General features: G+C 67.6%; 23 protein-coding genes. 7 read left to right on the top strand and 16 right to left on the bottom strand.

The window, feature by feature from the left end; all coding sequences use genetic code 11:
* The first annotated feature begins 192 nt into the window (after nt 1-192).
* Entirely contained in the window at nt 193-327 is a 135-nt protein-coding gene (locus J8N05_RS47920) for a hypothetical protein (RefSeq protein WP_282108155.1), read from the top strand.
* On the opposite strand, the gene J8N05_RS19160 is transcribed toward J8N05_RS47920, so the two are convergent.
* Nucleotides 324-1,129, bottom strand: a protein-coding gene (locus J8N05_RS19160) for an IS5 family transposase (protein ID WP_247706337.1) whose coding sequence is annotated in 2 segments (ribosomal slippage) — nt 324-809 and nt 812-1,129 — 804 coding nt in all. Because the reading frame shifts where the segments join, the coding sequence is not laid out codon by codon here. The two genes, J8N05_RS47920 and J8N05_RS19160, sit on opposite strands and share 4 nt — an antisense overlap.
* A gap of 29 nt (nt 1,130-1,158) precedes the next feature.
* Between J8N05_RS19160 and J8N05_RS19155 the strand changes: the two genes are divergently transcribed.
* Entirely contained in the window at nt 1,159-1,605 is a 447-nt protein-coding gene (locus J8N05_RS19155) for a TrmO family methyltransferase domain-containing protein (RefSeq protein WP_247706336.1), read from the top strand.
* A gap of 354 nt (nt 1,606-1,959) precedes the next feature.
* On the opposite strand, the gene J8N05_RS19150 is transcribed toward J8N05_RS19155, so the two are convergent.
* Nucleotides 1,960-2,889, bottom strand: coding sequence for an ADP-ribosylglycohydrolase family protein (locus tag J8N05_RS19150; protein ID WP_210884373.1), 930 nt, complete (start codon nt 2,887-2,889; stop codon nt 1,960-1,962).
* Between the two features lie 824 nt (nt 2,890-3,713).
* On the opposite strand from J8N05_RS19150, the gene J8N05_RS19145 reads away from it, so the two are divergent.
* Entirely contained in the window at nt 3,714-5,789 is a 2,076-nt protein-coding gene (locus tag J8N05_RS19145) for a hypothetical protein (RefSeq protein ID WP_210884365.1), read from the top strand.
* A 72-nt stretch (nt 5,790-5,861) separates the two neighbouring features.
* On the opposite strand, the gene J8N05_RS19140 is transcribed toward J8N05_RS19145, so the two are convergent.
* Both J8N05_RS19140 and J8N05_RS48315 read right to left on the bottom strand, forming a co-directional pair.
* Nucleotides 5,862-6,821, bottom strand: coding sequence for an SMI1/KNR4 family protein (locus J8N05_RS19140; RefSeq protein WP_210884363.1), 960 nt, complete (start codon nt 6,819-6,821; stop codon nt 5,862-5,864).
* 67 nt (nt 6,822-6,888) lie between these two features.
* Nucleotides 6,889-7,973, bottom strand: a protein-coding gene (locus J8N05_RS48315; RefSeq protein ID WP_456339978.1) for an IS630 family transposase whose coding sequence is annotated in 2 segments (ribosomal slippage) — nt 6,889-7,448 and nt 7,448-7,973 — 1,086 coding nt in all. Because the reading frame shifts where the segments join, the coding sequence is not laid out codon by codon here.
* Nucleotides 7,974-8,336: 363 nt separating this feature from the next.
* Here J8N05_RS48315 and J8N05_RS19125 point away from each other — a divergent pair.
* Nucleotides 8,337-8,627: a transposase gene (locus J8N05_RS19125; protein ID WP_210884359.1), complete on the top strand. Its 291-nt coding sequence runs from the start codon at nt 8,337-8,339 to the stop codon at nt 8,625-8,627.
* A 209-nt stretch (nt 8,628-8,836) separates the two neighbouring features.
* Here the strand turns inward: J8N05_RS19125 and J8N05_RS19120 are convergent, their stop codons facing one another.
* Complete coding sequence (locus J8N05_RS19120; RefSeq protein WP_210884358.1) at nt 8,837-9,289, bottom strand: hypothetical protein; 453 nt, start codon at nt 9,287-9,289, stop codon at nt 8,837-8,839.
* 140 nt (nt 9,290-9,429) lie between these two features.
* Here J8N05_RS19120 and J8N05_RS19115 point away from each other — a divergent pair, with 140 nt between their 5' ends.
* Nucleotides 9,430-9,651 carry a hypothetical protein gene (locus tag J8N05_RS19115; RefSeq protein ID WP_210884357.1) on the top strand — a complete coding sequence of 74 codons (222 nt, stop codon included), beginning with the start codon at nt 9,430-9,432 and terminating at the stop codon, nt 9,649-9,651.
* Nucleotides 9,636-9,962, top strand: a complete 327-nt coding sequence (locus J8N05_RS19110; RefSeq protein WP_210884356.1) for a hypothetical protein — start codon at nt 9,636-9,638, stop codon at nt 9,960-9,962. The genes J8N05_RS19115 and J8N05_RS19110 overlap by 16 nt, the downstream gene beginning before the upstream one ends.
* A gap of 410 nt (nt 9,963-10,372) precedes the next feature.
* Here the strand turns inward: J8N05_RS19110 and J8N05_RS19105 are convergent, their stop codons facing one another.
* The 9 genes from J8N05_RS19105 to J8N05_RS19070 form a co-directional block, all read right to left on the bottom strand.
* Complete coding sequence (locus J8N05_RS19105) at nt 10,373-10,621, bottom strand: hypothetical protein (RefSeq protein ID WP_210884355.1); 249 nt, start codon at nt 10,619-10,621, stop codon at nt 10,373-10,375.
* 498 nt (nt 10,622-11,119) lie between these two features.
* Nucleotides 11,120-11,332, bottom strand: coding sequence for a hypothetical protein (locus J8N05_RS47370; protein ID WP_247706329.1), 213 nt, complete (start codon nt 11,330-11,332; stop codon nt 11,120-11,122).
* On the bottom strand, nt 11,329-12,231 hold the full coding sequence (locus J8N05_RS19100) for an ISAs1 family transposase (protein ID WP_247706330.1): 903 nt from the start codon (nt 12,229-12,231) through the stop codon (nt 11,329-11,331). Before J8N05_RS19100 ends, J8N05_RS47370 begins: the two co-directional genes overlap by 4 nt.
* Nucleotides 12,232-12,545: 314 nt before the next feature.
* Nucleotides 12,546-14,183: a nickel/cobalt transporter gene (locus J8N05_RS19095; RefSeq protein ID WP_210884353.1), complete on the bottom strand. Its 1,638-nt coding sequence runs from the start codon at nt 14,181-14,183 to the stop codon at nt 12,546-12,548.
* On the bottom strand, nt 14,180-15,511 hold the full coding sequence (locus J8N05_RS19090; protein WP_210884351.1) for a tetratricopeptide repeat protein: 1,332 nt from the start codon (nt 15,509-15,511) through the stop codon (nt 14,180-14,182). The genes J8N05_RS19095 and J8N05_RS19090 overlap by 4 nt, the downstream gene beginning before the upstream one ends.
* Nucleotides 15,512-15,591: 80 nt before the next feature.
* Nucleotides 15,592-17,157 carry a DUF4331 domain-containing protein gene (locus J8N05_RS19085; RefSeq protein ID WP_210884350.1) on the bottom strand — a complete coding sequence of 522 codons (1,566 nt, stop codon included), beginning with the start codon at nt 17,155-17,157 and terminating at the stop codon, nt 15,592-15,594.
* 1,821 nt (nt 17,158-18,978) lie between these two features.
* Nucleotides 18,979-19,197, bottom strand: coding sequence for a hypothetical protein (locus J8N05_RS19080; RefSeq protein WP_210884348.1), 219 nt, complete (start codon nt 19,195-19,197; stop codon nt 18,979-18,981).
* A 25-nt stretch (nt 19,198-19,222) separates the two neighbouring features.
* A complete protein-coding gene (locus J8N05_RS47365) occupies nt 19,223-19,543 on the bottom strand; it encodes an STAS domain-containing protein (protein WP_282108190.1) in 321 nt (106 codons plus the stop codon).
* Between the two features lie 621 nt (nt 19,544-20,164).
* The gene (locus tag J8N05_RS19070; RefSeq protein WP_210884338.1) at nt 20,165-20,317 is read right to left on the bottom strand and encodes a hypothetical protein; all 153 of its coding nucleotides are present in this window, start codon (nt 20,315-20,317) and stop codon (nt 20,165-20,167) included.
* A gap of 335 nt (nt 20,318-20,652) precedes the next feature.
* Between J8N05_RS19070 and J8N05_RS19065 the strand changes: the two genes are divergently transcribed.
* Nucleotides 20,653-21,405, top strand: a complete 753-nt coding sequence (locus tag J8N05_RS19065; protein WP_247706333.1) for a transposase family protein — start codon at nt 20,653-20,655, stop codon at nt 21,403-21,405.
* Nucleotides 21,406-21,524: 119 nt separating this feature from the next.
* On the opposite strand, the gene J8N05_RS19060 is transcribed toward J8N05_RS19065, so the two are convergent.
* Nucleotides 21,525-22,325, bottom strand: coding sequence for an ABC transporter permease (locus J8N05_RS19060; protein WP_210884336.1), 801 nt, complete (start codon nt 22,323-22,325; stop codon nt 21,525-21,527).
* A complete protein-coding gene (locus tag J8N05_RS19055) occupies nt 22,322-23,320 on the bottom strand; it encodes an ATP-binding cassette domain-containing protein (protein ID WP_210884334.1) in 999 nt (332 codons plus the stop codon). The genes J8N05_RS19060 and J8N05_RS19055 overlap by 4 nt, the downstream gene beginning before the upstream one ends.
* Nucleotides 23,321-23,329: the final 9 nt, after the last annotated feature.

The raw sequence follows: 23,329 nt of genomic DNA, 5'->3' as shown, positions 1-23,329 counted from the left end.
CGCACACAGGTACCGCCCGCTGCGTTCGTCGAGCGGCGCCTTGACGGCAATCCTGTCGGTGTTCGGGCTGGCCTGAAGGTTGTGGGCGGTGATCTTCTAGTTCGCGATATTGAGGGATGAAGGCGCGGGCCACGCCGTCAACAGCGTCTACCACCTCGAAGAATCGAGTCAGGCTGGATGAGAGGGAGCACCATGACGTTGCAGATCGAGCCCATCGGCACCGTGATCGGCGGCCGCACAGAGATCACGGACGACTACTGGGGCGGCATCGAATCCATCATCCGCCTTGACTTGAAGTTCCCAATCGACGTTGTTAACAACGGCTAACGCAATGAGCCGAGTTGTCGGTGGGTGATGAGGCAGCAGGCGAGTTTGAGGAACGCTTCGTGTATGTCGGCCCTGCGTTCCCAGCGGATGCGCAGACGCCGGAAGCCGTGGAGCCAGGCGAAGGTACGCTCGACCACCCACCGATAGGTGCCCAGTCCGGTGCCGTGTCGTGTGCCTCGACGGGCGATGGCCGGCACGATGCCGCGGGCGCGGACCTGGTCGCGGTAGATGTCATGGTCGTAGCCACGGTCCGCGAAGAGCGAGTCAGGTCTGCGGCGTGGTCGGCCGACTCGGCCGCGGACAGGTGGGATCGCATCGAGCAGGGGCAGCAGCTGGGTGACGTCGTTACGGTGACCTCCGGTCAGCAGAACCGCGAGCGGGGTGCCGTGCCCGTCGGTGATCACGTGGTGCTTCGAGCCTGCCCTGCCCCTGTCGACCGGCGAGGGACCCGTGTGCTGCCCCCTTTTAAGGCTCTGACGTGGGAGGAGTCGACTACGCAGCGGGACCAGTCCAGCCGGGAGGCCGCGTTCAGCTCGGCGAGCAGAACCTCGTGCAGCCGCTGCCACACACCGGCCTCATTCCAGTCCCTCAGCCGTCGCCAGCACGTCATGCCCGACCCGAAGCCCAGCTCCTGGGGTAGGTATTCCCACTGGATCCCGGTGTGCAGCACGTACAAGATCCCGCACAGCACTTCCCGGTCCGGCAACGGCTTGCGGCCGGGATACCGGAACCTGCGCTGACGCTTCGGCAACAGCGGCTCCAGGAGGTCCCACAGCTCATCCGACACGATCCACGGCGACATCCCCACACCGGATCGAACACTTATCTCCCGTGCCGGACACGGCCACCAGCACCGATCCACCTCTTTGTGTTAGCCGTTGTAAGGGCCTCGAAGAGTTTTCCCATCTGGTGGTGACCTGGCACTTCAGTCAGGCGTCGCCGGAGGACGTTCTGGTGGTGACCTGGCACTTCAGTCAGGCGTCGCCGGAGGACGTTGCCCTGCACGCGCGGAGCCCGCGAGGCGATTCCCGTTGGGAGCCCTCGGGCACGTTCGTACACAGGAATCACCGGCGCCCTAACCAGCTCGCGACCAGTTTCCCGCGGCTGTTGAAGGTCGACAGCCTGGACCTGCACGTGAGCGACCTTGACGCGGTCGACGGAACACCGATCTACGACCTTGCCCCCTTCTTCGCGGAGATGGGACCGCGCGGCGAAGTTCGCGAGCCCGGTTGGCCAGGCCAGATGCTCAAGGACTACTGGGCTGAAGCCGCCGGTTGAAAGCGACGAGCGAACACACGTTCACAGGTTCGTGACGCTGTCGGGGTCTCACTACGGGCGGAACCCTGCCACAGGGGGAGCAGTTGCGATTTCGCTTGTTCGGATCCTTATGCACTCGACCTGGAGCTCGGCGGCCTGGACGGCAGTCTCGGCGAGCCGGACAGTGCAGGTGACCTTGCGGTTGCGTAGCCACGTCTCCAGACGCCTGACGCCGATCCGGCGGATGGTTGCCGGAATCTAATAGCTCGTCGGCAATTTTAACGGGCCTGTGGGCCCGTTATCCGCGAGAAGCCATTGGTCGGGTGACTGCGGCTGAGGGCCGGAGTTCGTGGAGAGCGCGGAGCAGCACCCGGTTCAGCCTCCGAGGAGGTGTGCAAGGCGGAGCAGATCTGGCAGGTGCAGCACTCTTCCGTCGAATCCTGGGAGGGGAATGTGAAGCGGCTGGGTCCAGTGGGCAGGGATAGCATCCAGGCCGTAGTGCGCCCCCGCTAGGCCTCCGGTCACCGCGGCGACGGTGTCCGTGTCGCCGCCGAGGTCGATCGCCGCGCGTATCGCGTCTTCGAAGCTGGCGGTGGTGCGTAGGGCCCAGACGGCGGAGCCCAGGCAGGGCCAGACGGCACCGTTGAACTCGGTCGCCTGATCGGGGTGCCAGTCGGGCGTGAGGACGGTGGCGTAACGGCCGCGGTGGTCGGGGTGGACCTGAGTCAGGATGTCCGGGAGCGCGGTGAGGGGGTCGGTGTCCTCGAATGCCAGGCGGATCAGTTCGTGGTAGATCGCGGTGCCTTCCCAGGCCGCGCGGTCGCCGTGGGTGAGGGCTGCGATGCGGCGGGCCGCGTCCATGGTGGCCTCTTGGCCGGCGGCCGCGAAGTGGACCGCGGAGGTCGATGCCCGCATCAGGGAGCCGTTTCCCGCTGCTCGCTGGTTGACCTGGAAATGGATTGCGGCGGCGAGGTCCCAGGGCATGCCGTTGGTCAGAACGTCTTCGGTCTGCAAGCCGATGTCCTTGGGCTCTGATGCCGCCCACCGCTGGAAGCGGGCGAAGATGTCCGGCAGATCCAGTCCGCAACGCTCCAGCAGCGACTCCGCCACCAGGACAGCCATCTGCGTGTCGTCGGTCGCCTCGCCGGGGTCCCAGCCACCGCCTCCGCACATCTCGCCACCGGTACCGGGCGCGGGAAACCGCGCGGAGAACGCTCCCTGAGGACCGAACTCGAAGGGGCCACCCAGGGCATCACCCACCGCTGAGCCGACGATCACGCCGGCGGCCCGCTGAATCCGCTTCATTGGCGCAGGTTATCTGTGCCGCGCCGACGGCCGCGCGGCCCTATTTCCTTCCTCGGCTCCGCAAACCCATCGGCGGCGACCGCGTCTCGTCTGCGGCTGGCGCGCCGCCTGAGACTCCCTGGGTCTGTGACACACCCTGCGAGAGCCCGGGCGGCCGTCACCGCTCACACGTCGAGCTGGCCATGGGGTGCAGCCGTCTTCGCATCCTCCGTTGACGAGGTGATCGGCGCAGCGGCGAGCGGGGCTGACGGCGTCCGCTGCCCTGCCGTTGCCTGATCGTCCGGCGGGTCCGCGTTCTCGGCAGCCGGTCCAGGGCGGGTCTGACGGTGGGGTTCTATGCGTGGCGGCCGGCGTTCAGGGCCTACCAGTACAGCTTGGCCGGGCGGGGCCTGTGTGCGTGCAGCCCGGTTGGATCGTGGGGGAGACAGATCGAGACCCACGCCCGCGATTAGGTCATATGTTCGACAGTCCGGGCGGGGGCGATATCGAAGACGCGCCGTAGTGGAGCATCCTGCACATTCTCCTTTGTTCTCTCCACGCCGATGGGGGTGCGCTGTGGTCGCACCTCACTCGAAGGGTGGCCGAAGTCCCCTACCGCTGGTGAACGGGTGGCACCGGCGGCCCACGTGCCGCAGTTCGCCGGTTCCTGCCGCGGCTGGTGGTGCGTTGTGGCTCTGGTGCGGCGCTGTGGCCTGAAGAGGTTGACGCCCGGCAAACCATGATTTCGATCATGTTGCTTTGTGTCGGGGCGTGGTGGGGTTCGCAGGCTGTTGTGTACAACTCACGAACTCACAGGGGAGATTGACGCATTGAGACTCTTACGTGTGTCGGCGTGGAGACATGTTGCGGCCGGTGCCGCGCTGGCCTTGGTGGCGGGGATGGGCACCGCGGCCGCGGCCCCCACGCCGCCCGTGCCGGGCTTGGAGGATTCTCCGGCGGAGGTCGCGGCGGCCGGACCGCAGGACCTTGCCGCGATCGCTGCGGGGGGTGCGCGGCCGGTGTCGGGCACCGCTCCGTCGGCCGGCCCGAAGTTCGCTAAATCGGGCTCGGTCTGGCGGGTCATCGCACCGGAGGTGGTGCTGCGGAACACGGTGACCGACGCGGACGGTGACACTTCCACCGAGACGTTCCAGGTGTATACCGCGAAAGCGGACGGCACCCCGGGGACGGAAGTCGACCTCGACGGGGCGGGTTCGAACAACGTGCTGGTGTCGCCGTATGTGGCCTCCGGCGCCACGGCGAAGGTGACGGTGCCGTACGGCATTCTCAAGCCCGGGGTGCTGTACAAGTTCCGCACCTCCGCCTATGACGGCAGTCTGTACGAGACGACCTGGTCGCCGTGGGCGGACTTCCGCATCGAGCCGTACGTGAAGTTCCCTGCCGCGCAGACGTCGTCGACGATCAATACGACCGCGCAGGAGAACATCGAGGTCACCCGGACGGATCCGGGCCCGGCCTTGCCGACGTTCAACGCCGACGGGACGGTGAAGCGGGAAGCCACCCAGGAGCGGACCTGCGGCAAGCAGGACGGTGAGGGCCGCAAGCTGTGTATCGAGCTGTCCCCGCCCACCGCGGAGTCGAAGGCGCGCGCGGAACAGCGCACGAAGGCGCTGCGGGAGGCGACCGCGGCGAAGGCCCGCAAGGCGGGCAAGTCGTCCGCCGAGGCGGCTGAGGTGGCGGCTGACGCGCCGTTGGCGGACCTGGTCAGCTGGTGCTCCGACGAGCCGGTTGGCGCGGACTACATGAACCGCACCGACGCGTGCCTGAAGAGCATCGGGTCGGCGAGGCTGCTGTTCGTCGACCCGGAGGAGGCGACGATCGGCCACGCCGTCTTCGACTTCGAACAGCGCATCAAGGCGTACCCGAACAAAGCCGCCGGCGGCACCAACTTCGCGGAGTTCGACCAGCAGATCCGCATCATGCCGGTGAGCATCGATGCCGCTCTCGACGGCGTCACCCTGAAGTGGAACACCCAGTCGACGTGCGAGTCGTGCAATACGTCGGTGATCCGCTGGGCCGACGACTTCGACAACGCGGCGGGCGACAGCGCCTACTGGGACGCGGACGACTGGAACGCCTACACCGACGGCAGGTGGGGCACCCGCGCCACCACCTGGAACGGAACGGGCAAGGAGATCATCGATCTCGGCTGGTCGGTGACCGCGAGCGTGGATGCCAGCGCGACCGCATCGGACACCGCCGACTTCGGTACTTCCGGAATTCCGGAGGTACAGGAGTTCGCGCCTCGCTGTGACGACTTCGTCGGCGGGTCGCTGCCGGGCTGTGTACTGCCGTTCTTCAAGCCGACCTACACCGTGGACACCAACAAATACCCGGCTGCGGGGGGCTACTACTGGTACATGCAGCAGGTGATGCCCGACCACGCAGGGTCCAAGCGGTGGGACTCGCTGCTGCACTACCTGGGCCCGGACACTCCTCTGACGACCAGTACCGGCGCGAAGTGGACGAAAGCCAACAGCAGGAACGTCATCTGCGGTTCCGGCTCCGCCTGGAGTATCCACCCCTCCGATGCGTCGGTGGGATCGGTCGACTGCGACGAGTATGCGATGGCTTCGACGCACGAGTCCGGTGGCTACCCGCAGGGCGTGAACCTGGTGACCTCGGGAACCAAGTGTGCGCAGCTGTTCACAGACAAGATGGGCGATGGCTCGGCGAACTTCGGTCTCCTCGCAGACACGCGTGCCGTGACGAACGGGCCGAGCGGCACGGAGCGGTGCGGACGCGCTGCTATCGACAGCGTGCAGAACGAGGAAGCGTTCAAGGACTATCCGGCCCCGTCGTGGCGGCTGCTGGACGGTGACGGATTCTTTGTGACCCTGCCGGGATACGAGCACTGCACGTCGACCGCAACTACCTGCACATGGAAGAAGATCGGCTGACGTAGTCCGAGCACCGGATACGTGAAGTCGTAAGGGGGGCCAGCCCGCAGGGCTGGTCCTTCTCGTATGTGGTCAGCTGGACAGGGGCTGCCAGCGTTCCTCGTGTGCCGGGTTGATGCTGCTGAGCCAGATCAGCGTTCCGCCGATCAGGCCAGGCTTGTCCCGTGCGGCCAGGGCCGGGGCCTCCAGCATGTCGGCGGTCTCTTCCAGGTAGGTGACCAGCGTGTCGAGTACGTCGCCGGGGGTTTCGACCTCGCGGGAGAAGAAGCCCAGGTAGCCGGTAGCGGCGTCCAGGTACAGGCCCATGGTGTGGTCGGCCGGCCCCAGGGCGATCACCGGAATCCGGGTCGCCTCCCACACGGTGATCCGCTCCTCCTCGGGACGGCCGGCGTTGAGGACGTCCTGCTGGGTCTGGGCGTCCGTCTTGAGCCGGTAGCGGGCGGCCACGGCGTCCAGGTTCATCAGTGCCCTGTTGCCCGGGAGGCATCCCCAGCCGTCGGCTCCGTCGTCGCCGCCGGTCAGCATCCACAGCGTGCGCAGCTCAACGGGTATCGGGATGCCGAGATCCTCTTCCAGTGCAGCGATGGAAGCTGGACTGGCGCCGGCGCGGAGCGCTGCGTAGGAGTCGGGGGCGTGCTGCTTCAGCCAGCCGGTGATGCGCCGCCAGGCGTCGGCGACCTCCCGTACGGTGGCCGCGGCGCCAACAACGCCGTCAGGCGGGTACTCATCTCGCCTCTGCTCCTGGTGCTGCTCCTGGTCAGGAGCATCTGCGGAGATCTCGGGGGAGGGGAGCGCTTCCAAGAAGCGGATCTCGATCCGGTCCGGTTCGCGGAGGTAGCCGACGGACAAGTCGGGGCAGTCGTCGAACATGTCGCCGTTCACCGTCACCGTCAGCATGCCAGGCAGTCCCGAGGGCCGGCCAATGTCGGGATCATCAGCCAGCTGGCCGGCCACAGCCTTCAGCGCGTAGGGGACGTCTGCTCCGAGACGGGCGGCGGTCTCGCGTACGTCCGGCTGGATCTCGACCTTCACGACCTGATGCTCCCTGCAACTCGAATGGAGGACGGTGCCCTCACACACTAGGCCCCCGCGCGCACCGTTACTGAGGTTGTTGCCGTGATGTCGTCAAGGTGAGGCCGGTTTCGGAGAGACATCCATCGACGAGGTTGCTGCGGTACTGGATCTGGCGGAGACCGTGCCGAAGCGCGCTCATGAGGTGGTCAGGGTCGGTGAAAGCGGTGTTGGCCTGACTGCTGCGTCGCAGCAGTGACCAGATGCCCTCGACGGGGTTGAGATCGGGTGCATAAGACGGCAGGAAGTAGCAGTTGACCCAGTCGTGGGTGTCGATGAACTCCCGCAGCCGACGGTCTTTGTGCACGTTCAGGTTGTCCCACACGAGCACAATCGGTGCGCCGAGTTGCTGGTGGGCGGCGATGAGCAGGTCGCGGTAGTCGGTCCAGGTGAAGCTGCGTCTGCCGCCCTGCTTGTGGTCGACGTGTTGTTTGGGCCGGTAGATCAGGCGTGAGCGTTCGCCCTGCTTGTAGCAGGCCAGAGCGGCGATGGAGAAACGGCGCTGGGAGCGGCCCCGCACTCGGATGACGGGTGTGTGTCCGCGCCTGGCCCAGGTGCGGGCTGTGGGCGGCGTCATCGAGAACCCGGCCTCGTCTTCGAAGCACAACCAGGCCCCAAGCGCCGCCACGGCGTTTCCACCCGGGCCCATGTCTCCTTCGCCCACCCGGTGACTGCGTCCTCGTCGCGCTCGCTCGCGCGGCGGGCCGGGACCTGGTGACTGAAGCCGTGCCGGTGCAGCATCTGCGCGATCGCCGACAGCGTCATGCTCTTGTGGAACCGGCGCCCGATCAGCGTCTTGATCCGCGCCAGCGTCCAGGTCTGGTCCGGCCAGCCGTGCGCCACCGGCCCCCTGGCCAGCTCCTGCTCGAGAACCTCGAACAGTGCCTCACTCAGCTTGGGCCTGGACGCCTGCCCCTTCGACACCAGGGCCGGCGTTCCGCCGTGCTCCCATGCCTGATGCCACCGCTGTACCGACCGCACGCTGACACGTAACTGCTTGGCGATGGTGGCGTTGTCGTGTCCCAGGGCGAATAACTCGGCCGCCTGCATCCGGATGTGCTCGCGAAACGTCCGTCGCTCCGCGGTCAGCCCGCCCCCTTGCGGATACCTCATGTGACCGGCCTACTGCGACAACCACAGCTTGTCGACCCCCACGACATCACGTCAGCAAGGTCAGTAGACGGTCGTCAGCCACCCTGCCGTGCGACGCCTGTGCCGGGCGGTCGCGATAATAAAGAGGGTATTTATGCAGCTCAGGTCTATATGTGGCTCTTGAGCCTGCCCCGCTCTGGCAGATGGCCATCGCGCCGCTGCTTCACGGTCTGCAGATCGACACACCGCGCGAGCGGCCATCCTCACTCCGCCAGGTCGCACGGTGGATCACCGCCACACCGTCCCGACGCGGCCTGCGCACCGCTGAGGCCACGCCGGCGGCTGCTTCAGAACAGTCCGGAGCTGGGCCGAACCCATGACGTGGTGCGGCAGTTCGCGGCGATGCTCGACTTCCGTGACGCCGGCCCGCTGCCGGACTGGGTCGAACACCTTGCGGTTTCCCGTCTCTCAACCTTGGCCAGCCGGGCCAGAGCCATCCGCGAAGACCAGCACGCAGTCGTCGAGGGAGTCACCACCCCGTTCAACTCCGGCGTCAATGAAATCCGGATCACAGATCTGAAACGCCAGAAGGGGATCATGGCCTGGCGTGCCGGAGTGCTGCTCCTGCATGACCGTGTCATCCGCGTGGCCGGTCTCCGACGCCGCTACCCGTGACGGACCGTCATCGGCGCACGGTGGCACACTCCCGCCTCACGGAAATCTTGCCTGGGCCACGTTCACGTGTACGCCGACACGAGCATGACTGCCTACGCGCAGTTCATCTCTGCTGCAGTCGCCAGGCCCCTCCGAGCGGCTGCAGCAAGTGCTTCCTGGCCGGCTACCAGGACGGCGATTCCACTGCCCGAAGAAGTTCCACCGGACGGTCAGAAGCTCCAGCTGTAGAGGCCACCACCCGTGCCCACCGCCGACGTCGCGAGCTGGGCAACTCTTTGCAGGACCGCTAATAGATCATCGTCGGTCATATCGTCCCCGTCGGCAGATTTGAGCCGGATGATCCAGCGACCTGCCAACTCCTCCAGCTCGGCGGAGCTAGCGCTGGCCAACGCCCGGGTCAACCGCTGCGGCAGAGCGAACACCTCAACGCCATCGTTCGAAGGGGCGGTGACCCACTTGGGCCACGACCACCCATGGAGTTGTTCAAGCGGCGGGACCTCGGCCGAGGGCTCTTCGAAGTACATGTCCCACTCGGCGATGGCGCTGTCTGGCTCAATGAAACGGCAGGTCACAGACTCAAAGGCCCGGCCAGGGTTTTGCAAATACGTTGCAGCGGCAGTCTCATCGTCGGGAGCGAGGAAGAACACTATGTCGTGGGCCATCTCGGCATGATGACAGCTCGCCGTATTGGCGCCGGGGACACCTACAGAGAGTCACCAACTCGGAACTGGGCTGGCATCACTTCGCCCGCCGCCACAACATCAAGAAGTGCCCCACCCTCAACGCAGCCTTGCGTGTTTGGGTGGACCGGGATGATCACCACGATCACCTGGAGTACGACGGCGTTGTGTTCGAGACGGGTGTGCCGAGGCCGCGGCAGGTGAAGTTCACTGTGGTCGTGCAGTACACGCGCAAGACTGCAGACGGCCGCTACGATGCCGGTCGCGGTCAGAAGATCGGTGTCATCACGGCGTACTGCCACAACCAGCAGGGAAACAAGTGTCCCGCATGGGCCAAGATGTGAATTCTCCGGAGCCGGGCACCGAGCAGGCGGCCACCGGCCGTCTCCTTGATCTCGTTCGCTCCTTCGTCACCACGCATGTGGCGTGGAAGCCGCTGTTCATCGGAGCGGTCATCACAGGCGAGGACCGGATACGCCTCTATTTCCGATCTCCTGAACGAGACCGTACGTACGGCGTGGACGTGCTGAGCAGCCACACCGGGCCCGGCCTGCTCGGTGCTCTGGCTTCCCCGGCATTCCTGGCAAACGAGCATCTGCATCAGCCCTCCGACGATCCCCACTGCGATGTGACCGTGGATCTCACCGATTACTGACAGACCGGATGGCACTCGCTCCCTCAACGATCGAAACTGATCAAAAGGCTCCAGGATGCGGACTGTAACCGCTCGACCGGGTTCAAATCCGTCCCCACCTGCCCCCCCTGTGGATGAACTTGCTCGCCAGCAACCGATGGGCACCGAACAAGAGATACGGCACGACTCGTTCCTCCTTGCTGCTGTGCCGACGGGGTGAATCCCGCAGTGGTGCAAGACGAGCCGGGTGGTGGACTGTGCTGTCCTGACACGGTGTACCTCGTCGAGACGGCCGGCTCGGTGAGCTCGTCCGGCAGGCCGCGCCCCGTGGCACCTGTGGCTCTCTCCGCGCAAGCCGATGTGAAGGTGCCCGCCCGACTATGGCGGGTCGGCGCTCGACACGGCCCCGGACGACCTGACGCTGTGGGCGCTCACCTGCGGCACCAGCGGCAACGTCGGACCTTCCAAGTGGTGCGGAAGCCCTCGTCGACGCGGTTCTCCAGGTCCAGGGCCCGGTTGTGACGGCGGGCTTCGGAGGAGAACGCGCCGGAGACCAGCTTGTACACACCGCCCTCGGCGGTCCAGTCGGCGAGCTGTCGGTAGGCGTCGTGGGCGTCGTCGCACGGGGCCGGGCGCTCGGGCGAGCAGTCGATCGAGTGGCGGTGCAGGGCGTTCGTCACCCGCGGAACTTTACGCGCTAAGTGTGATAACGGACTTTGCTCGCCAATGAGCAGCATGACTCCCAAACCCACCCCGCTGTACAAACCAGCACCTGGAGACCAGCGCTTGGTGCCCCCTCCAACCCCCGCGCACGAGTCGGACCGGCGGCAGACCAACCGAGCTGAGCGCACACGTGGTTCTTCCGAAACGCTCGATGGCCCCACGGGCGGAGCGCGGCAACGACGGGCTCACATCGACTCCAGGAGCGCAGCTGGGGACCGTATTGGCCGCAGAGTTCCTCGCGCACAGTGTGTCCAGTTTTCGGCCACGAGCGTCCGAGCTCACATGTTCGAGATACCCGGCTGTGGCCTAGACCCGGTCGCGGCGCTCGATACCGCCTTACCGAAGGGCTCGTGTCAACGGCAACACGGGCCCAGAGGTATGTCCTCGTACCGTCGACGGAGAGACCTGAACTCGACCGGGAGCAGGGTCCGGGCGCCAGCCGAGCCAGGGCGTGATCAAGTTCCCTGAGCGTCCGGGTTGTTGGTGATGCCCAGGAGTGGGAGGGTTCGGTCGGGCTGATCGCGGATTGCGCGGGTGGTCTTGGCGATGTTGACGGCTCCGAGGGTTTTGAGCAGGCCGATGGCGAGGTTACGGAAGGTGGCCATGGCGCGGGGTGCGGTGCCGGTGTGGAGGGTGGAGGCGTCCTCGGCGTAGGTCACGTCTCTCACGTGGTGCAGGGCCTCGACGGCCCAGTGGCCGCGGACGGCGGCGGCGAGTTCGGCCGGGTGGTCTGGTGGGCGTCGAGGCTGGTGACGGCGTAGATGGTCTCGCGGCTCTCGCGCTCGCCGGTCTGTTTGCGGCGTCGGTGGACGCGGAGAGCGAGGCGGCCGTGGGGGAAGGCGATCCCGCCGAGTTCGTCGGCGATGCCGCAGGTCTTGATCGAGCGGGACTCCTGGCGGCCGTGTCCGGCAGAGGAAGCGGTGTGCTGGACGGCGATGTCAGGCCAGGGCAGGGCGGCGAGCTGCCGGTGGGCGGTCGGCTGATTCCGCTTGATCATGGCGATGTAGTGGGCGTTCTTCGTCTCGACCAGCCAGGTGACGTTCGCCTTGACCGAGTGCAGGGCGTCGAAGGTGACGACGGTGCCGGTCAGGTCCAGCGGTTCGAGCAGGGGCCGGAAGTGCGCGGTCTCGTTCGTCTTGGTTCCGACCTCGGCCTGGGCGAGGGTCAGGGCCCGGTGGTGAGTGACGGCGGAGAGCAGGTGTCTGCGGCTGGCGGACAGGCGGGCCGATCCCCGCAGTGACTTGCCGTCGACGGCGATCACCAGTCGTTTACCCGGGACTGTTCCCGCGGTGTTCCGGGCGGTGAGGTAGGCGCCGACCGCTTGGTCCAAGGTGTCACCGTCGACGGCCGCGAGCACGCGGCCGATCGTGGTCCGCGAGGGGGCACGGCGCCACCTGAGCGGATGCCGGCGGACTCCGACGGCCGTCAGCACGGTGTCCGAGGCCCGTGCCGCCCACTCGGCGTTCTCATCCACGCTCCTCATTCCGGAGACGGCCGCGCAGGCACAGACGAGGAGGATCGCGGTCAGCGAGTACCAGCGGCCCCGCCTCGCCCGCGGGTCAGGCACCCGCTCCAGAAAGGGCCGCAGGTCAGCGACTTGACTGGCATCCAGCGGACCCAGCTTCACCAGCACCGGCGGGATGAGAGAAGATGCAGCGGCAGGCACGGGCCACCTCATGATCGTTGAGCTTCGACACCCCAATGATCACGAAGCCCGTGCCTGCTCTGCTATGCACCCCAACCGGTCACGGCCCGCCCGACCCCGGAACTCGCCCAAGCCCTGCCTGTCACGGCGCCCGGAGATTTCCTTGGCTGTATGGCCGTCCTGGACCCTGTTTCGGGAGGCCCCTATTACGAGGCAGTACGCAGTCGCCCGAGGGTTCAAGCGGCAGCGATGGCGGCTCGGGCGGTGAGGCCGAGGCCTACGATGACGACCAGGAGAGCGGTGGCCACGGGGCCGAGGCGGGCCAGGACGCGAACGGCGCGCAGGTGACTGCCGGACGGCGATTTCAGGCGGGCTTCCAGGCGTTCGCGCAGTCCCACCAGGAGGAGGCCGACGAGGGTGAGAGTCCCGGCCATGCCCAGGCCGTAGGCGATGACCAGGAGTACCCCGAAGGCGGTCCGGCCCAGCGCTACAGCGCCGAGGAGGACGACGAGGGCTGACGGGCTGGGTACGAGGCCGCCGGCGATGCCCATGGCGATGAGGCCACCCCGGCCTGCGCGGCGGGGCTCGGTGTGGTGGTGGGCAGCGCCGAGAGATACGGCGTCCGTCGGCCTGACGAGTGTGGCTACGGCGCCGCTTCTGCCCGGCTGAGGGGTGCGGCGCCGTGGGAGGAGTCCTCCGAGGCTGCTACTGACGGAAGTGGGGTCATGGTTCTCGTGACCGTGGTGACCGTGGTGGCTGTGCTGGTGGCCGTGGTCATGGCCTTCGCCGTGATGGTGGTGGTGACCGTGATGAGGTTTGTTGCGCAGGGCGGAGGCGAGGAGCCACAGTCCGATGCCTGTGACGATCAGGCCGCTTGCCGCTCCCAGCCAGGTCAGGACGGTCTCGCCGGCCAGGTGGGTGGCGACGGGGAGAGCGAGTCCCAGTACGAGCACACCTGCTGTGTGGGTCAGGGTGACGGTGGCACCGACCGTTACCGCGTCGCGTCGCGTACCGCGCCGACCGGCGAGGTAGGAGGCCATGATGGTTTTCCCGTGCCCTGGCAGCACGGCGTGCGAGGCTCCCAGGATCAGGGCCAGTAGCAGGGCCAGCAGGCCGATGGGGACGGTGAGCTCGCGGGCGCCGACGAGCGAGTCGAAGACAGCGGACGTCTTCCCCAGGACTCGGTCGAACCAGCCCGCGCCGGGCAGGGCGGCTCCGCCCGGACTCGTCCGGGCGCTCGTGCCCGGTACGGTGTGCAGTCGGGCGGCTCGTTGGTCCAGCGGGCCGGCCGCCGGGTCACGGGGGTAATGCCTGAGTTCGTCGGTGCGGGAGACGCTCGACAGGCTGGTACCGGAGACGCGGACGCCGTCGCCCGACACGGTCATCTCGCGCCAGCCGATGCGCTGGGTGGCGTAGTTGGTGCGGATGCCGATGTCCGCAGGGCGGGAGAGGTCTGCGGCTGTCGTGTAGGCGCAGGTGAGGCGGCTGGTTTCGAGACCCGCCTCGCCGGGTTCGTAGGTCAGTTTCGACGACACCGCCCGCCAGGTGACGCCGGCTTCCCGCACGGCGGCGTGGAGCTGGTCGGCGAGAGTGGAGCAGCCGGCCTCGGCGTACGCGCGCGACTCGGTGGGCGAGATGGTGGCGTCGTGGTCGTCGTCGACATCGGCTCGTTCCTGCAGCGTCGCGATCTCCGCTCGGTCGACGACCACTGTGGCGTCGATCCGGTCGGGGTGCAGGCGCAGACCGGTGTGGTAGTTGACGGTGAAGTTGCCCAGGGGGTGTGCGGGCGCCGCGTCGGCCGGGGAGAGCCCGCCGACGGTGGCCAGGGCGATCGAGGCCGCCATGAGCGTGGCGCGCTGCAGGGTGTGGTTCATGGAGTGTTGTCGATCCGTTGGAGCAGGGCACGCGCCGTGGCCGCGTGCAGCGGATGGAAGTGCGGCTCGGTACTCAGCGCCGCCTTGAGATCCGAGCGCGCCGCGGCGTCGTCGCCGAGAGAGTGGTGGATGACCGCGCGGTGGTACAGGAACAGTGCGTTGCGGGTACCGAGAGCAAGTGCCCGGTCGGCCTGCCCGAGTGCCTCGCGGTGCCGGCCGTCGCGGTGCAGGGCCCAGGCCAGCGCGTCGTGAACCGCGATGAACGGCCTTGTTCGCAGAGCCTCCTGAGCCATCGTCACCGCTTGCGAGGGGCGGCCGTGGTCGGCTTCGAAGAGGATCGCGTCGGTGTCGGCCACTGCGTGTTCGGATCGGCGAATGGCTTCCTGGCCTCGCAGGACGGCGTACTGTGCCTCGGCTTCCTGCGGATGGCCGAGTGACTGCTGGAGTTCGCCCAGGCCGAGCAGGTAGTGCGGCAGAGGGGCGACGGCGATCGCGGCCCGGTAGTCGGCGACTGCCTGGCTGGGCTTTCCCAGGGCCGCATGGGCCCGCGCACGGGCTTCGAGGAGGGCTGAGTCGTCCGGTGCCTCGCGCAGACCCGCCTGCGCCTCACGTCGTGCCCCACGGGCGTCGCCGCTCTGCAGAGCGAGCGTGGACAGAACGGTGTGTGCGAAGGACCGTTCGCCGGTGGTCGAGGCGGCGTTGAGTGAACGCCTCATGAGTGCGACCGCCTGGCCGATCTTGCCGCGCAGTTCGAACGTGTACGAGGCGCGAGCCAGGGCGGGTGCGTCCGGGCGCAGGTCGTTCATGCGCTGAACGGCCCGGTAGGCGGCAGGGTACCGGCCGAGCTGGGTGTAGGCGTCGGCGAGAACTCCGTAGGCGACCGGGTTGTACGGGGCGCTCGTGGTCGCTTGCCGGGCCCAGTCGAGTGCGGTGGGGAAGTCGTGGCGTGCCGCCGCGAGGGCGCCCATGCCGATCTGGGCGTCGGTGTTGTCGTCGGGCTGCTCGGTCAGGGACCGCCGCAGGGCCTTCTCGGCGCGGTCGTACGTACCCGGATCGGCGGTGCTGCGGGCCTGCTGGACGTAGGCCATGCCCAGAGCGGCCCACGCGCCGGCGTCCCGAGGGACGTGACGCACGCGGTCCTTAAGGGCGCCGAGCGTGCCTCTGGCCGGTGGTGCCGGACGACTGGCTTCGGCGGTGGTGTGCCCGTCCGGGGGCAGGACGACGGCGCCGACGGTGAACAGGGCCGCGCCCAGCGCCAGGGTGACGATGCCGCTGCGCAGTCGGCGGCGGGCCCGCGCGGGGGCCGGTGTGGGGGCTTGGTCGTGCATGGGGGCTCCCTGCTGATGAAGCCGGTGCCCGGCCCGAGGCAGGGGCGGGCACCGGCGCTATGCCTTGTGAACCTCAGGCGTCAGCTGGTCCTGTTGCGGCGGCGCAGTCGCCAGCCGCCGGCCCCCAGCATGAGGGAGCCAAGGGCACCGGCACCGATGGCGCTGGACGTCCTGAGCGAGGACTGCTGCTGCGCCTGGTTCCCGCCGGGCCCGCTGTTCACGGACTTGGTGTGGGGCAGAGCCAGGTAGGGGAACGACGTGTTGAACGGCCGGTCGTTGGTGTTGACCTTGTCGCCGTCGGCCAGCGCCGGAACGAGCGTGCCGGTCTGGGCCGCGCCCTCCACGGCCTGGAGCGAGATGTCGATGGCGTCGTCGGTGAGGCGACGCCCGTTGGGGAAGCCCGCGAGGTCTCCGGCGAGCACCCCGTACCGCTGGGGGTCGGCGGTGGGAGGCACGGCCATGTTCAGGCGCAGTTCCTCGGCAGGCACGATCTGCTTGAGGCTTGCGTCCTTGTTCAGCCGGTGGGCGTTGAGGTCGGCCTTGATGGGCCCGCATGCCTTGCAGATGCCGGTCAGGTAGATCTCGGCGAGGTCGTTGCGGGGAGTGGCGGGTGCCGGGACCCCGTAGACCTTCTGGATCAGCTTGGGCAGGATGGGGTCGAAGACCTTGTCCACGACCGGCTTGACGGTGCGGTCCTGGTCCGGGTTGAGGGTGTTGAAGGCGTCTTTGTACTTCAGCGGGACGACGACCTCGTTGACCAGCGGGTTCCCCAGGCGCGAGACCTGCCGCCACTTGTCGTGGCGGGTGCGCGAGTCGGCGACCTGCACGCCCTGGCGGTCGGTGGTGGACCAGACGCCGATGACCGGGTTGCGTGAGCTGTTGCCCCTGAGAGCGAGCTCCTTCTTGGGGATCTGCAGGGCGACGGAGTTGACGTTGTAGCCCGCCAGGGTGTCCTGTCCTCGCTCGGACAGGTTGCCGCCGTACAGGAGGTCGAAGACCCGCAGGTCCGCGAAGAACGGGTCGTCGGCCTGCCCCGCGAAGGTCTTGCCGCCGCCGGCGAGGGAGCTCACCGCCTGGTTGCGCAGCGCGCCGTAGTCGGGCATCGAGGCAGGTCCCACACGTGACGGCGCCACCGGCACGTTGGACTTCAGGACCCGGCTCCTGCCATTTTTGGTGAGGACCAGGTCGTAGACCTGGCGGAAGTTCAGGTCCGGGTCGGTCAGTGAGGTGACCTGTCCGGTGTTGTAGAGGAACTGGTTGGCCGTGTCACGGACCTGGTTGCGGAAGCGCCAGGTGTAGGTGACATCCGACACTCCGTCACCGTTGTTGTCGATCTTGATGTTGTAGCGGGCGTCGTCCGCGAAGGCGTAGAAGTTCGGACCGCCGTTGGGCTCCTCGAACGGGATCCAGTTCGCGACGAGGGTGACGCTGTCGGGCTTGTCGGGGCTGGTGAACGCGTAGACGTCGGTGTTGTCCGCCCGCGGGTCACCGGCGATGAGCGGCGCCTCACGGTGGCTGGATGCCTGACTGACGCCGGGCGCCAAGGTCAGGACGCTCACCGAGACGGCCAGAGCACCGGTACCGAGTACCAGCAGGGAGTGGTCCAGGACGCGTCGTGAGCGGCGCCTGGCGGTCGTTGCCTTCACAGAGTTCCTTCCAGAGGCAGACACACCCCACCCGACACCCTGTGGGCGGATCGGATGGAGATATGAGGGATGGATGGCATTGACGGTCGGCACCGCGGCGAAAGAAAGCACGCACTGTCCGGAGCGACAGAAGAGCAACGGGGCTGTCGGCCCGGAACACACCACCACGCAATTGATGCGTAAGCGGCATGAAAGCATGCCAAGGGTCCGGCGGGGTGGATCTCTGCCTCCGGCCGGACGGTCGGCCAGCCGTACGTGGCGGCGAAATCGCATGCCAGGGCTGCATTCCTGGGCTGGACCGCCACCCGGATTCCGCCTTCGACACGACGGAATCCGCTAGTCCGAACGGTGAATCACCCCCTTTATTGCATGAGGTGTGCAAGGAGACTGGTGCAGCAACGGGCCTGCCTGTAGGCACTGTTGGCCATTCCCCGGTCGCGCGAGCAGGGCTGGGCCGGCGACGCGACCGGGCATGGAGGCGCTGTGGGCGGCGGTGCCGAAGCCGCCGCCCACACGGATCCCCTCGTCCGTGCCGCTCCTGATCAAAGTGGCGCACGGTGCCAGCAATGATCCTGACAGGGGGACCATCCGGTCCGTGCCGCCCCGTTATGCGGCCGCGGACTGGAGCATCAGGGCGTCGCAGAGAGGTGGTTCCGGGTACGCGGCTCGCACCTGGCGCCGACCTTCACCACGTATCCGGTACGGCAAGCCGGATGGCTCGCTCCGAGAGTTCTCTTTCGCTCGATCGGCCTATCCCTGACGTTGCTCAACGGGGGTGGTGGCACCGCCATGGAAGGTGGAGCCCCGAGTTGCTGGATCGCTCCGTCTGCGAACTCAGCGACAGTGCGGCCGCCGTATCAGCAGCGGTGGACAGCTCCTTGTGACAGCACCGAACTGCTCGTCCTGCTGCACCGCAGCCACGAGCAGGGGTTCTGGCTGGACTGCTTCTTCACAGGGCAGCCGGTTGTGGTGGCCGACTGGGACGACATCGAGCGCCGCTGGCCTGCTGCGGCAGCGGATCTTTCAGGCGCTGGGACATGCGCGCATCACCACACTGCCCATGCGGCTACGGGAGGAGACGATCGGTGGGCTGAGCCTCTTCCGTGACCATCCGATGTCCGCCCGTGATGTGTATCTGGCGCAGAGTTTGGCGAACATGGCCGCCATCAGCCTGCTCCCGCAGAGGGCGATCGCGGACGGTGTAGCCCCCAACGGCCAGTTCCACCGGGCTCTGGAGAGCCACCACCGGATCCGGCAGGCGAAAGGGTTTATCACCGCCCGCCTCCCCCTCCGGTCCCGAGGACGCCTTCAGGCTCCTGCGCGACACAGCCCGCCACCGTCGGTAACTGTTGTCCGTTCTCGCCGAGCAGGTGCTCGCCGACCCCCGGGGACCGACCTCCTGCTGAAGGCTCCGTACCCCGAAGCCGCACCGGTCGGGGAAACTTCCGGACCCGGTAGTGCGTGACAGTGCGTGACGCGAAAAGAAGGCGGTGAGCCCGATGTCGGGCGGCTGTCCGGGGTTGGGCAGGGGCAGCGGCCCCGGGAGTCCTGGTGCGACTGCTCACCGTCAGGGCCGAGAAGATCAGTAGCGTTGGGCTTCGCGGAGGTCGACTGTCCGCTCCTGCCAGAACCTTGGTGGGCGGCTCGCCTGGTCAGGAGGTGACCCAAGCCCAGGTGGTTCGAGGCCGCACCCTTAACGGCGCGATCATCCAGACCGGAACCGAGTCCTACCGCTTCTCCCACACCACGGACCGGTCCGAACGCGCAGCGACCGGCTGAACAGCGCGGCGGCTACTGTACCGGATGGCGTTCCCTCTGGTCCTATCGGGGTCGTGAAGTGGTGCGGAGCCGGGCGATGGCCTGCTGTAGCTCGTCGAATGCGCGTTCTTCCTCGCGCGGCCCGACGCGGGAGGAAGGCAGGACGCCGTCGCGGGCCGCGCGGACACGGGCGTAGGCGTCGAAGGAGGTGAGGACCTCATGGGCCGCGAGCTCCTGGGCAGTGAGCGGGTGCGGGGAGGAGGGTCCGGTTGGTGTTGGCATCGCCAGTTTCTTGTCTCTTTACGAGCTACGGACGGGGATGAAGAGGTGCGTCGAGAAGACGCTGCATACCCAGCTCCTCCAGCACCCGCAGGCTGCGGGACGAGGGGCGGGTGACGATGAGACGGATACCGCGACGGCGCGCAGCCGCTGCGGCGGACAACAGCAGTGTGCTGGTCTCCGGTGCGAGGTAGGTGACCTTGCCAAGGTCTACTTCCACGGTGCCGGGAGCCCGGGCGAACGCTCTCAAGAGCCTTCTGCGCACGTGCGGCGCCCTGCGGGAAGTCAGCTTCCCCCGCAGCCGGACAACGGCCTGAGCGCGATGACGAGGAGGGAGCCTGAGCTGCACGGAAAGCCTTTCGGGCGCGACGGATTCATCGCCGACCAGACTTCCCGGCACACCACCCACGCCTGAGTGCAGGCTGAGCTGGCACTACAGTACGCGCCGCCACCGCCATCCGCACCGTCAGAATTGCTCCAACCGCCATCAGTGGCTTTCGCACATCCAAGCGACATCACATTTCATCTGCGTTGACCTTTACACGGCCCGCCGAATGACTCCTGGATAGAGAGGCTCTGGCCCACTTCGGGTGCTGTAAGGCAGCCCACCTCCGCATTTCCAGCAGGAGCGTCTGGCCTGCAGCGCAGCTGGACCGTTACTGTCCAGTGACCGCGACTCCGTCCGGCTCCCCACGAAGTGGACCAGAACGGGGAGAGACCACCACAGCCAGACCACGCCGCCGGAGCTCCCGGAAGAGGGCAGTCCCCGGTCGCGCCTGGGTGATGCGGTAAGGGCTGCGCTGGAGGTTGCTCCCAGTCGACCCCGGGGCGCGCGGCGGGAAGACACCGGCAGCCTGAGGATGCGAGGGCAAGTCGGCGCCGGGAGCATGCACAGATCTGACGGTCACCGGCCGGTGCTGCCGGGCACCGCACAGGCCAGGCGTTGTGACGCGGGAGTTTTGAGCGTGAGTCATCGTGCGTGCAGCCGGGCGATGGCGGGGGCCAGGTGCTCCTGCAGGGGCACGGGCAGCGATTCGCTGTGGGCGCTGGCGAGGACGGCTTCGGCGATGTCGTACAGCTTGGTGTTGGCGTGCTGCGACACGTCGACCAGGACCCCCCCCATGCCTCGTCTTCGGAGCACGACCACAGGGCCATCAGCACGCCGCGGGACATGTCGATGACCGGCCGCCTCTCCAGCGCCTCGCGTAGCTGCGTGATCTCCTCACGCAGCGCTTTGACGGACCCGGCAGAAGCCCGGCCGGGCGTATGAGGTGGGCAGGTGCGCGACCTCGTGTCTCGTGACGCGGGATCCGCAGGCTGGTGCGCGGTGTGTCCACGCCGGGGTCCGGGCGTGAGGCAAGGCTCGTACACCGAACGTACCCGGGCCTCGACCAGGCATCCCTACGGCCTCATGGTGAGAACATCAGATTATCCGTGCGATGAGGGGGAGTTGAACTCATGCCTGCTGTCGCCAGTCTGATGTTATTCCTCCAGCACCGGTGGGACGAAGAACAGCGCGAACCGATGAGCGAGATCCGCAACGGATGCCGCAGCCACAGCCTGACCCCTGATCGACGGCTTCACCCACCGCCGGGGTACGACGTGCTCGGATCCGGCCTCACTTCGTGGCGAGAGCGGGTCTGGGTACTCCATGCCAGTGGCGACGACGTCTCATCCTCCACCGTGCGCCGCTGGATCCTGGGCGGTGCGGTGGTCCTGCTGGACGGCACTCTCGTGCGCACCCACCGCTGCACCGGGCCGGACAACCGCAAGAACTACAGCGGGAAGCACAAGGCCCGTGGTCTGCTCTTCCTCGCGCTGACCGACGTGAAGGCACATTTGATCTGGATCTCCTTCGCCAGCCCTGGCCGGGCCAGCGGGATCACCGCCGCCCGCCGCAACCGCATCATCAGACATCTGCGTGAGGCTGGTCTCGGCGCCCTGGCCGACCTCGGTGTCGTCGGCCAGGGCGCCGACCCCGATGATGCTCCGGTCATCATCACCGGCCGTAAGGCGACCCGCTTCCACCGCCTCACCAACGCTGAAAAGGAGGCAAATGGGCTGGTCAGACACGAACGCGCCGCCGTCGAGCACGGCTTCGTGTACCGGAAGACCTGGCGCACTCTGACCAAGGTCCGCATGAACGTCCATCACGCCACCGCGCTGCTACGAGCCTTGCTCGTCCTGGCGACCCGCGAAGTCCAGCGGTGACAGACGATCACCCGACGGCGATCACTCTGCCTGTCGGCACGAGGACTGCACCACGGACTCACACCAGTACCTCGACCTGCGAGTCCACGATGAAACGCTCTCACTGGTGCCTGTGGTTCTCATGCCAGAGTTATCCTGCGGAACCTGGTCAGAGACACCAGCATGAAAGCCGTTGTGATGAGGCAGGCACAACCGAGGGCGTAAGGCAGCGCGTGGGCCACGGGCCATGCGGTGCTGACCGGTGTGCCGTCGGGTGGCGGGTTTCCGAAGAGCTGGCGCACGGCTGTCGCTGTTGCTGAGACGGGGTTCCATTCCGCCACTGTGCGCAGTGGTCCGGGCATGGTGTGGGTGGAGACGAATGCCGACGACACGAAGGTGACGGGGAAGAGCCAGATGAGGCCTGCGCTCTGGGCTACTTCGACGCTGCGGGCGAGGAGTCCGATCGCTGCTCCGACCCAGGACATGGCGAAGGCGAAGAGCAGGATGAGGAGATAGCCGACGAGCGCGTCGGTGACGGAGGCGTGTATGCGCCAGCCGACCAGCAGGCCGCACAGCGAGGTGACGATCAGCGTCACGCTGCTCATGATCAGGTCCGACAGGGTTCTGCCCAGCAGCACCGCCATCCGGGGCATGGGCAGGGAGCGGAAGCGGTCCACGATGCCCTTGTCCATGTCGTTCGCGAGGCCCAGGGCGGTGAACGCGGCGTTGAACGTGACGGCTTGGGCGAAGATGCCCCCCATCAGGAACGTCCGGTAGTCGGCTCCGCCGAGGCTGCCTCCGAAGACGTACGCCAGCAGCAGGACGAACATGACGGGCTGCACCAGCGCGGCGATCACCGAACCCGGGGTGCGGCGCAGATTGAGCAGGTTGCGCCACGCCACGATGGACGAGTCGCGGGTCAGGCGGCCGACGGCGTTCACCGGACTCCTTCCATCGGCTGTACTGCGGCGCCTTCGCCGGCGGTCTGCGGTCGACCGGTCAGGGCCAGGAAGACGTCGTCGAGTGTGGGCGGTGCCAGTCCGACGTCCCGCACCGCGATGGAGGCCGTCCGCAGGCAGCCGAGGGCGTATTCGAGGCTCTCGGCACCATGGTCGGTCGTGACGGTGAACCGGCCCGTACGGGCGTCGAAGACGGGGACGTGAGGCCCCAGGGCGCCCAGTATCTCGGCGGCCGGTGTCCGAAGGTGTGGTTCGGGCACGGTCAGGGAGAGGCGCTCGCCGCCCACTCGGGCCTTGAGCTGGGCCGCGGTGCCGCGGGCGATGACCCGGCCGCCTTCGATGACGGCGATGGTGTCGGCCAACTGGTCGGCCTCTTCGAGGTATTGCGTGGTCAGCAGCACGGTGGTGCCGGCCGCCACGAGTTCCTGGATGGAGGCCCAGGTGTCGGCGCGCCCGCGCGGGTCGAGGCCCGTGGTGGGCTCGTCGAGCACCACGACGGCCGGGCGGGCGACAAGTGCGCCCGCGAGGTCGAGACGGCGGCGCATACCGCCCGAGTAGGTTCCACTGCGCCGGTCCGCGGCCTCCTGGAGGTTGAAGCTGTCGAGCAGTTGGGCCGCCCGGCGGCGTGCCGCGTGCCGTCCCATCCCGTACAGCCGGGCCACCAGGTAGAGGTTCTCCCGCCCGGTGAGCTTCTCGTCGACGGCGGCGTACTGGCCCGACAGCCCGAGATGGCGGCGGACGTTCTCCGGTTCCCTGTGCACGTCGTGTCCGGCCACCCATGCCTGGCCGCTGTCGGCCCGCAGCAGCGTGGACAGCACCCGCACGGTCGTGGTCTTGCCCGCCCCGTTGGGGCCGAGCACCCCCAGCACGGTGCCGGGGGCTGCTTCCAGGTCCACGCCGGTGAGAGCCTGCTTGTCCCCGAAGCTCTTGGTGAGCCCTTCGGCGCGTATCGCGGGCTCGTTGTGCCGCTGAGTCATCGCTGCCTT

It is taken from the genome of Streptomyces liliiviolaceus (assembly GCF_018070025.1).
Lineage (GTDB): Bacteria > Actinomycetota > Actinomycetes > Streptomycetales > Streptomycetaceae > Streptomyces > Streptomyces liliiviolaceus.
The sequence above is the reverse complement of the archived record's forward strand: the minus strand, read 5'-3'. Positions and strand labels throughout refer to the sequence as shown.

What these genes read in the sequence shown, in the direction of transcription:
- J8N05_RS47920 (WP_282108155.1), top strand. Translation starts at nt 193, where the DNA reads ATGACGTTGCAGATCGAGCCCATCGGCACCGTGATCGGCGGCCGCACA.
- J8N05_RS19150 (WP_210884373.1), bottom strand. Translation starts at nt 2,889, where the DNA reads ATGAAGCGGATTCAGCGGGCCGCCGGCGTGATCGTCGGCTCAGCGGTG.
- J8N05_RS19120 (WP_210884358.1), bottom strand. Translation starts at nt 9,289, where the DNA reads ATGGCCCACGACATAGTGTTCTTCCTCGCTCCCGACGATGAGACTGCC.
- J8N05_RS19110 (WP_210884356.1), top strand. Translation starts at nt 9,636, where the DNA reads ATGGGCCAAGATGTGAATTCTCCGGAGCCGGGCACCGAGCAGGCGGCC.
- J8N05_RS19095 (WP_210884353.1), bottom strand. Translation starts at nt 14,183, where the DNA reads ATGAACCACACCCTGCAGCGCGCCACGCTCATGGCGGCCTCGATCGCC.
- J8N05_RS19090 (WP_210884351.1), bottom strand. Translation starts at nt 15,511, where the DNA reads ATGCACGACCAAGCCCCCACACCGGCCCCCGCGCGGGCCCGCCGCCGA.
- J8N05_RS19080 (WP_210884348.1), bottom strand. Translation starts at nt 19,197, where the DNA reads ATGCCAACACCAACCGGACCCTCCTCCCCGCACCCGCTCACTGCCCAG.
- J8N05_RS19070 (WP_210884338.1), bottom strand. Translation starts at nt 20,317, where the DNA reads ATGGGGGGGGTCCTGGTCGACGTGTCGCAGCACGCCAACACCAAGCTG.
- J8N05_RS19065 (WP_247706333.1), top strand. Translation starts at nt 20,653, where the DNA reads ATGCCTGCTGTCGCCAGTCTGATGTTATTCCTCCAGCACCGGTGGGAC.
- J8N05_RS19055 (WP_210884334.1), bottom strand. Translation starts at nt 23,320, where the DNA reads ATGACTCAGCGGCACAACGAGCCCGCGATACGCGCCGAAGGGCTCACC.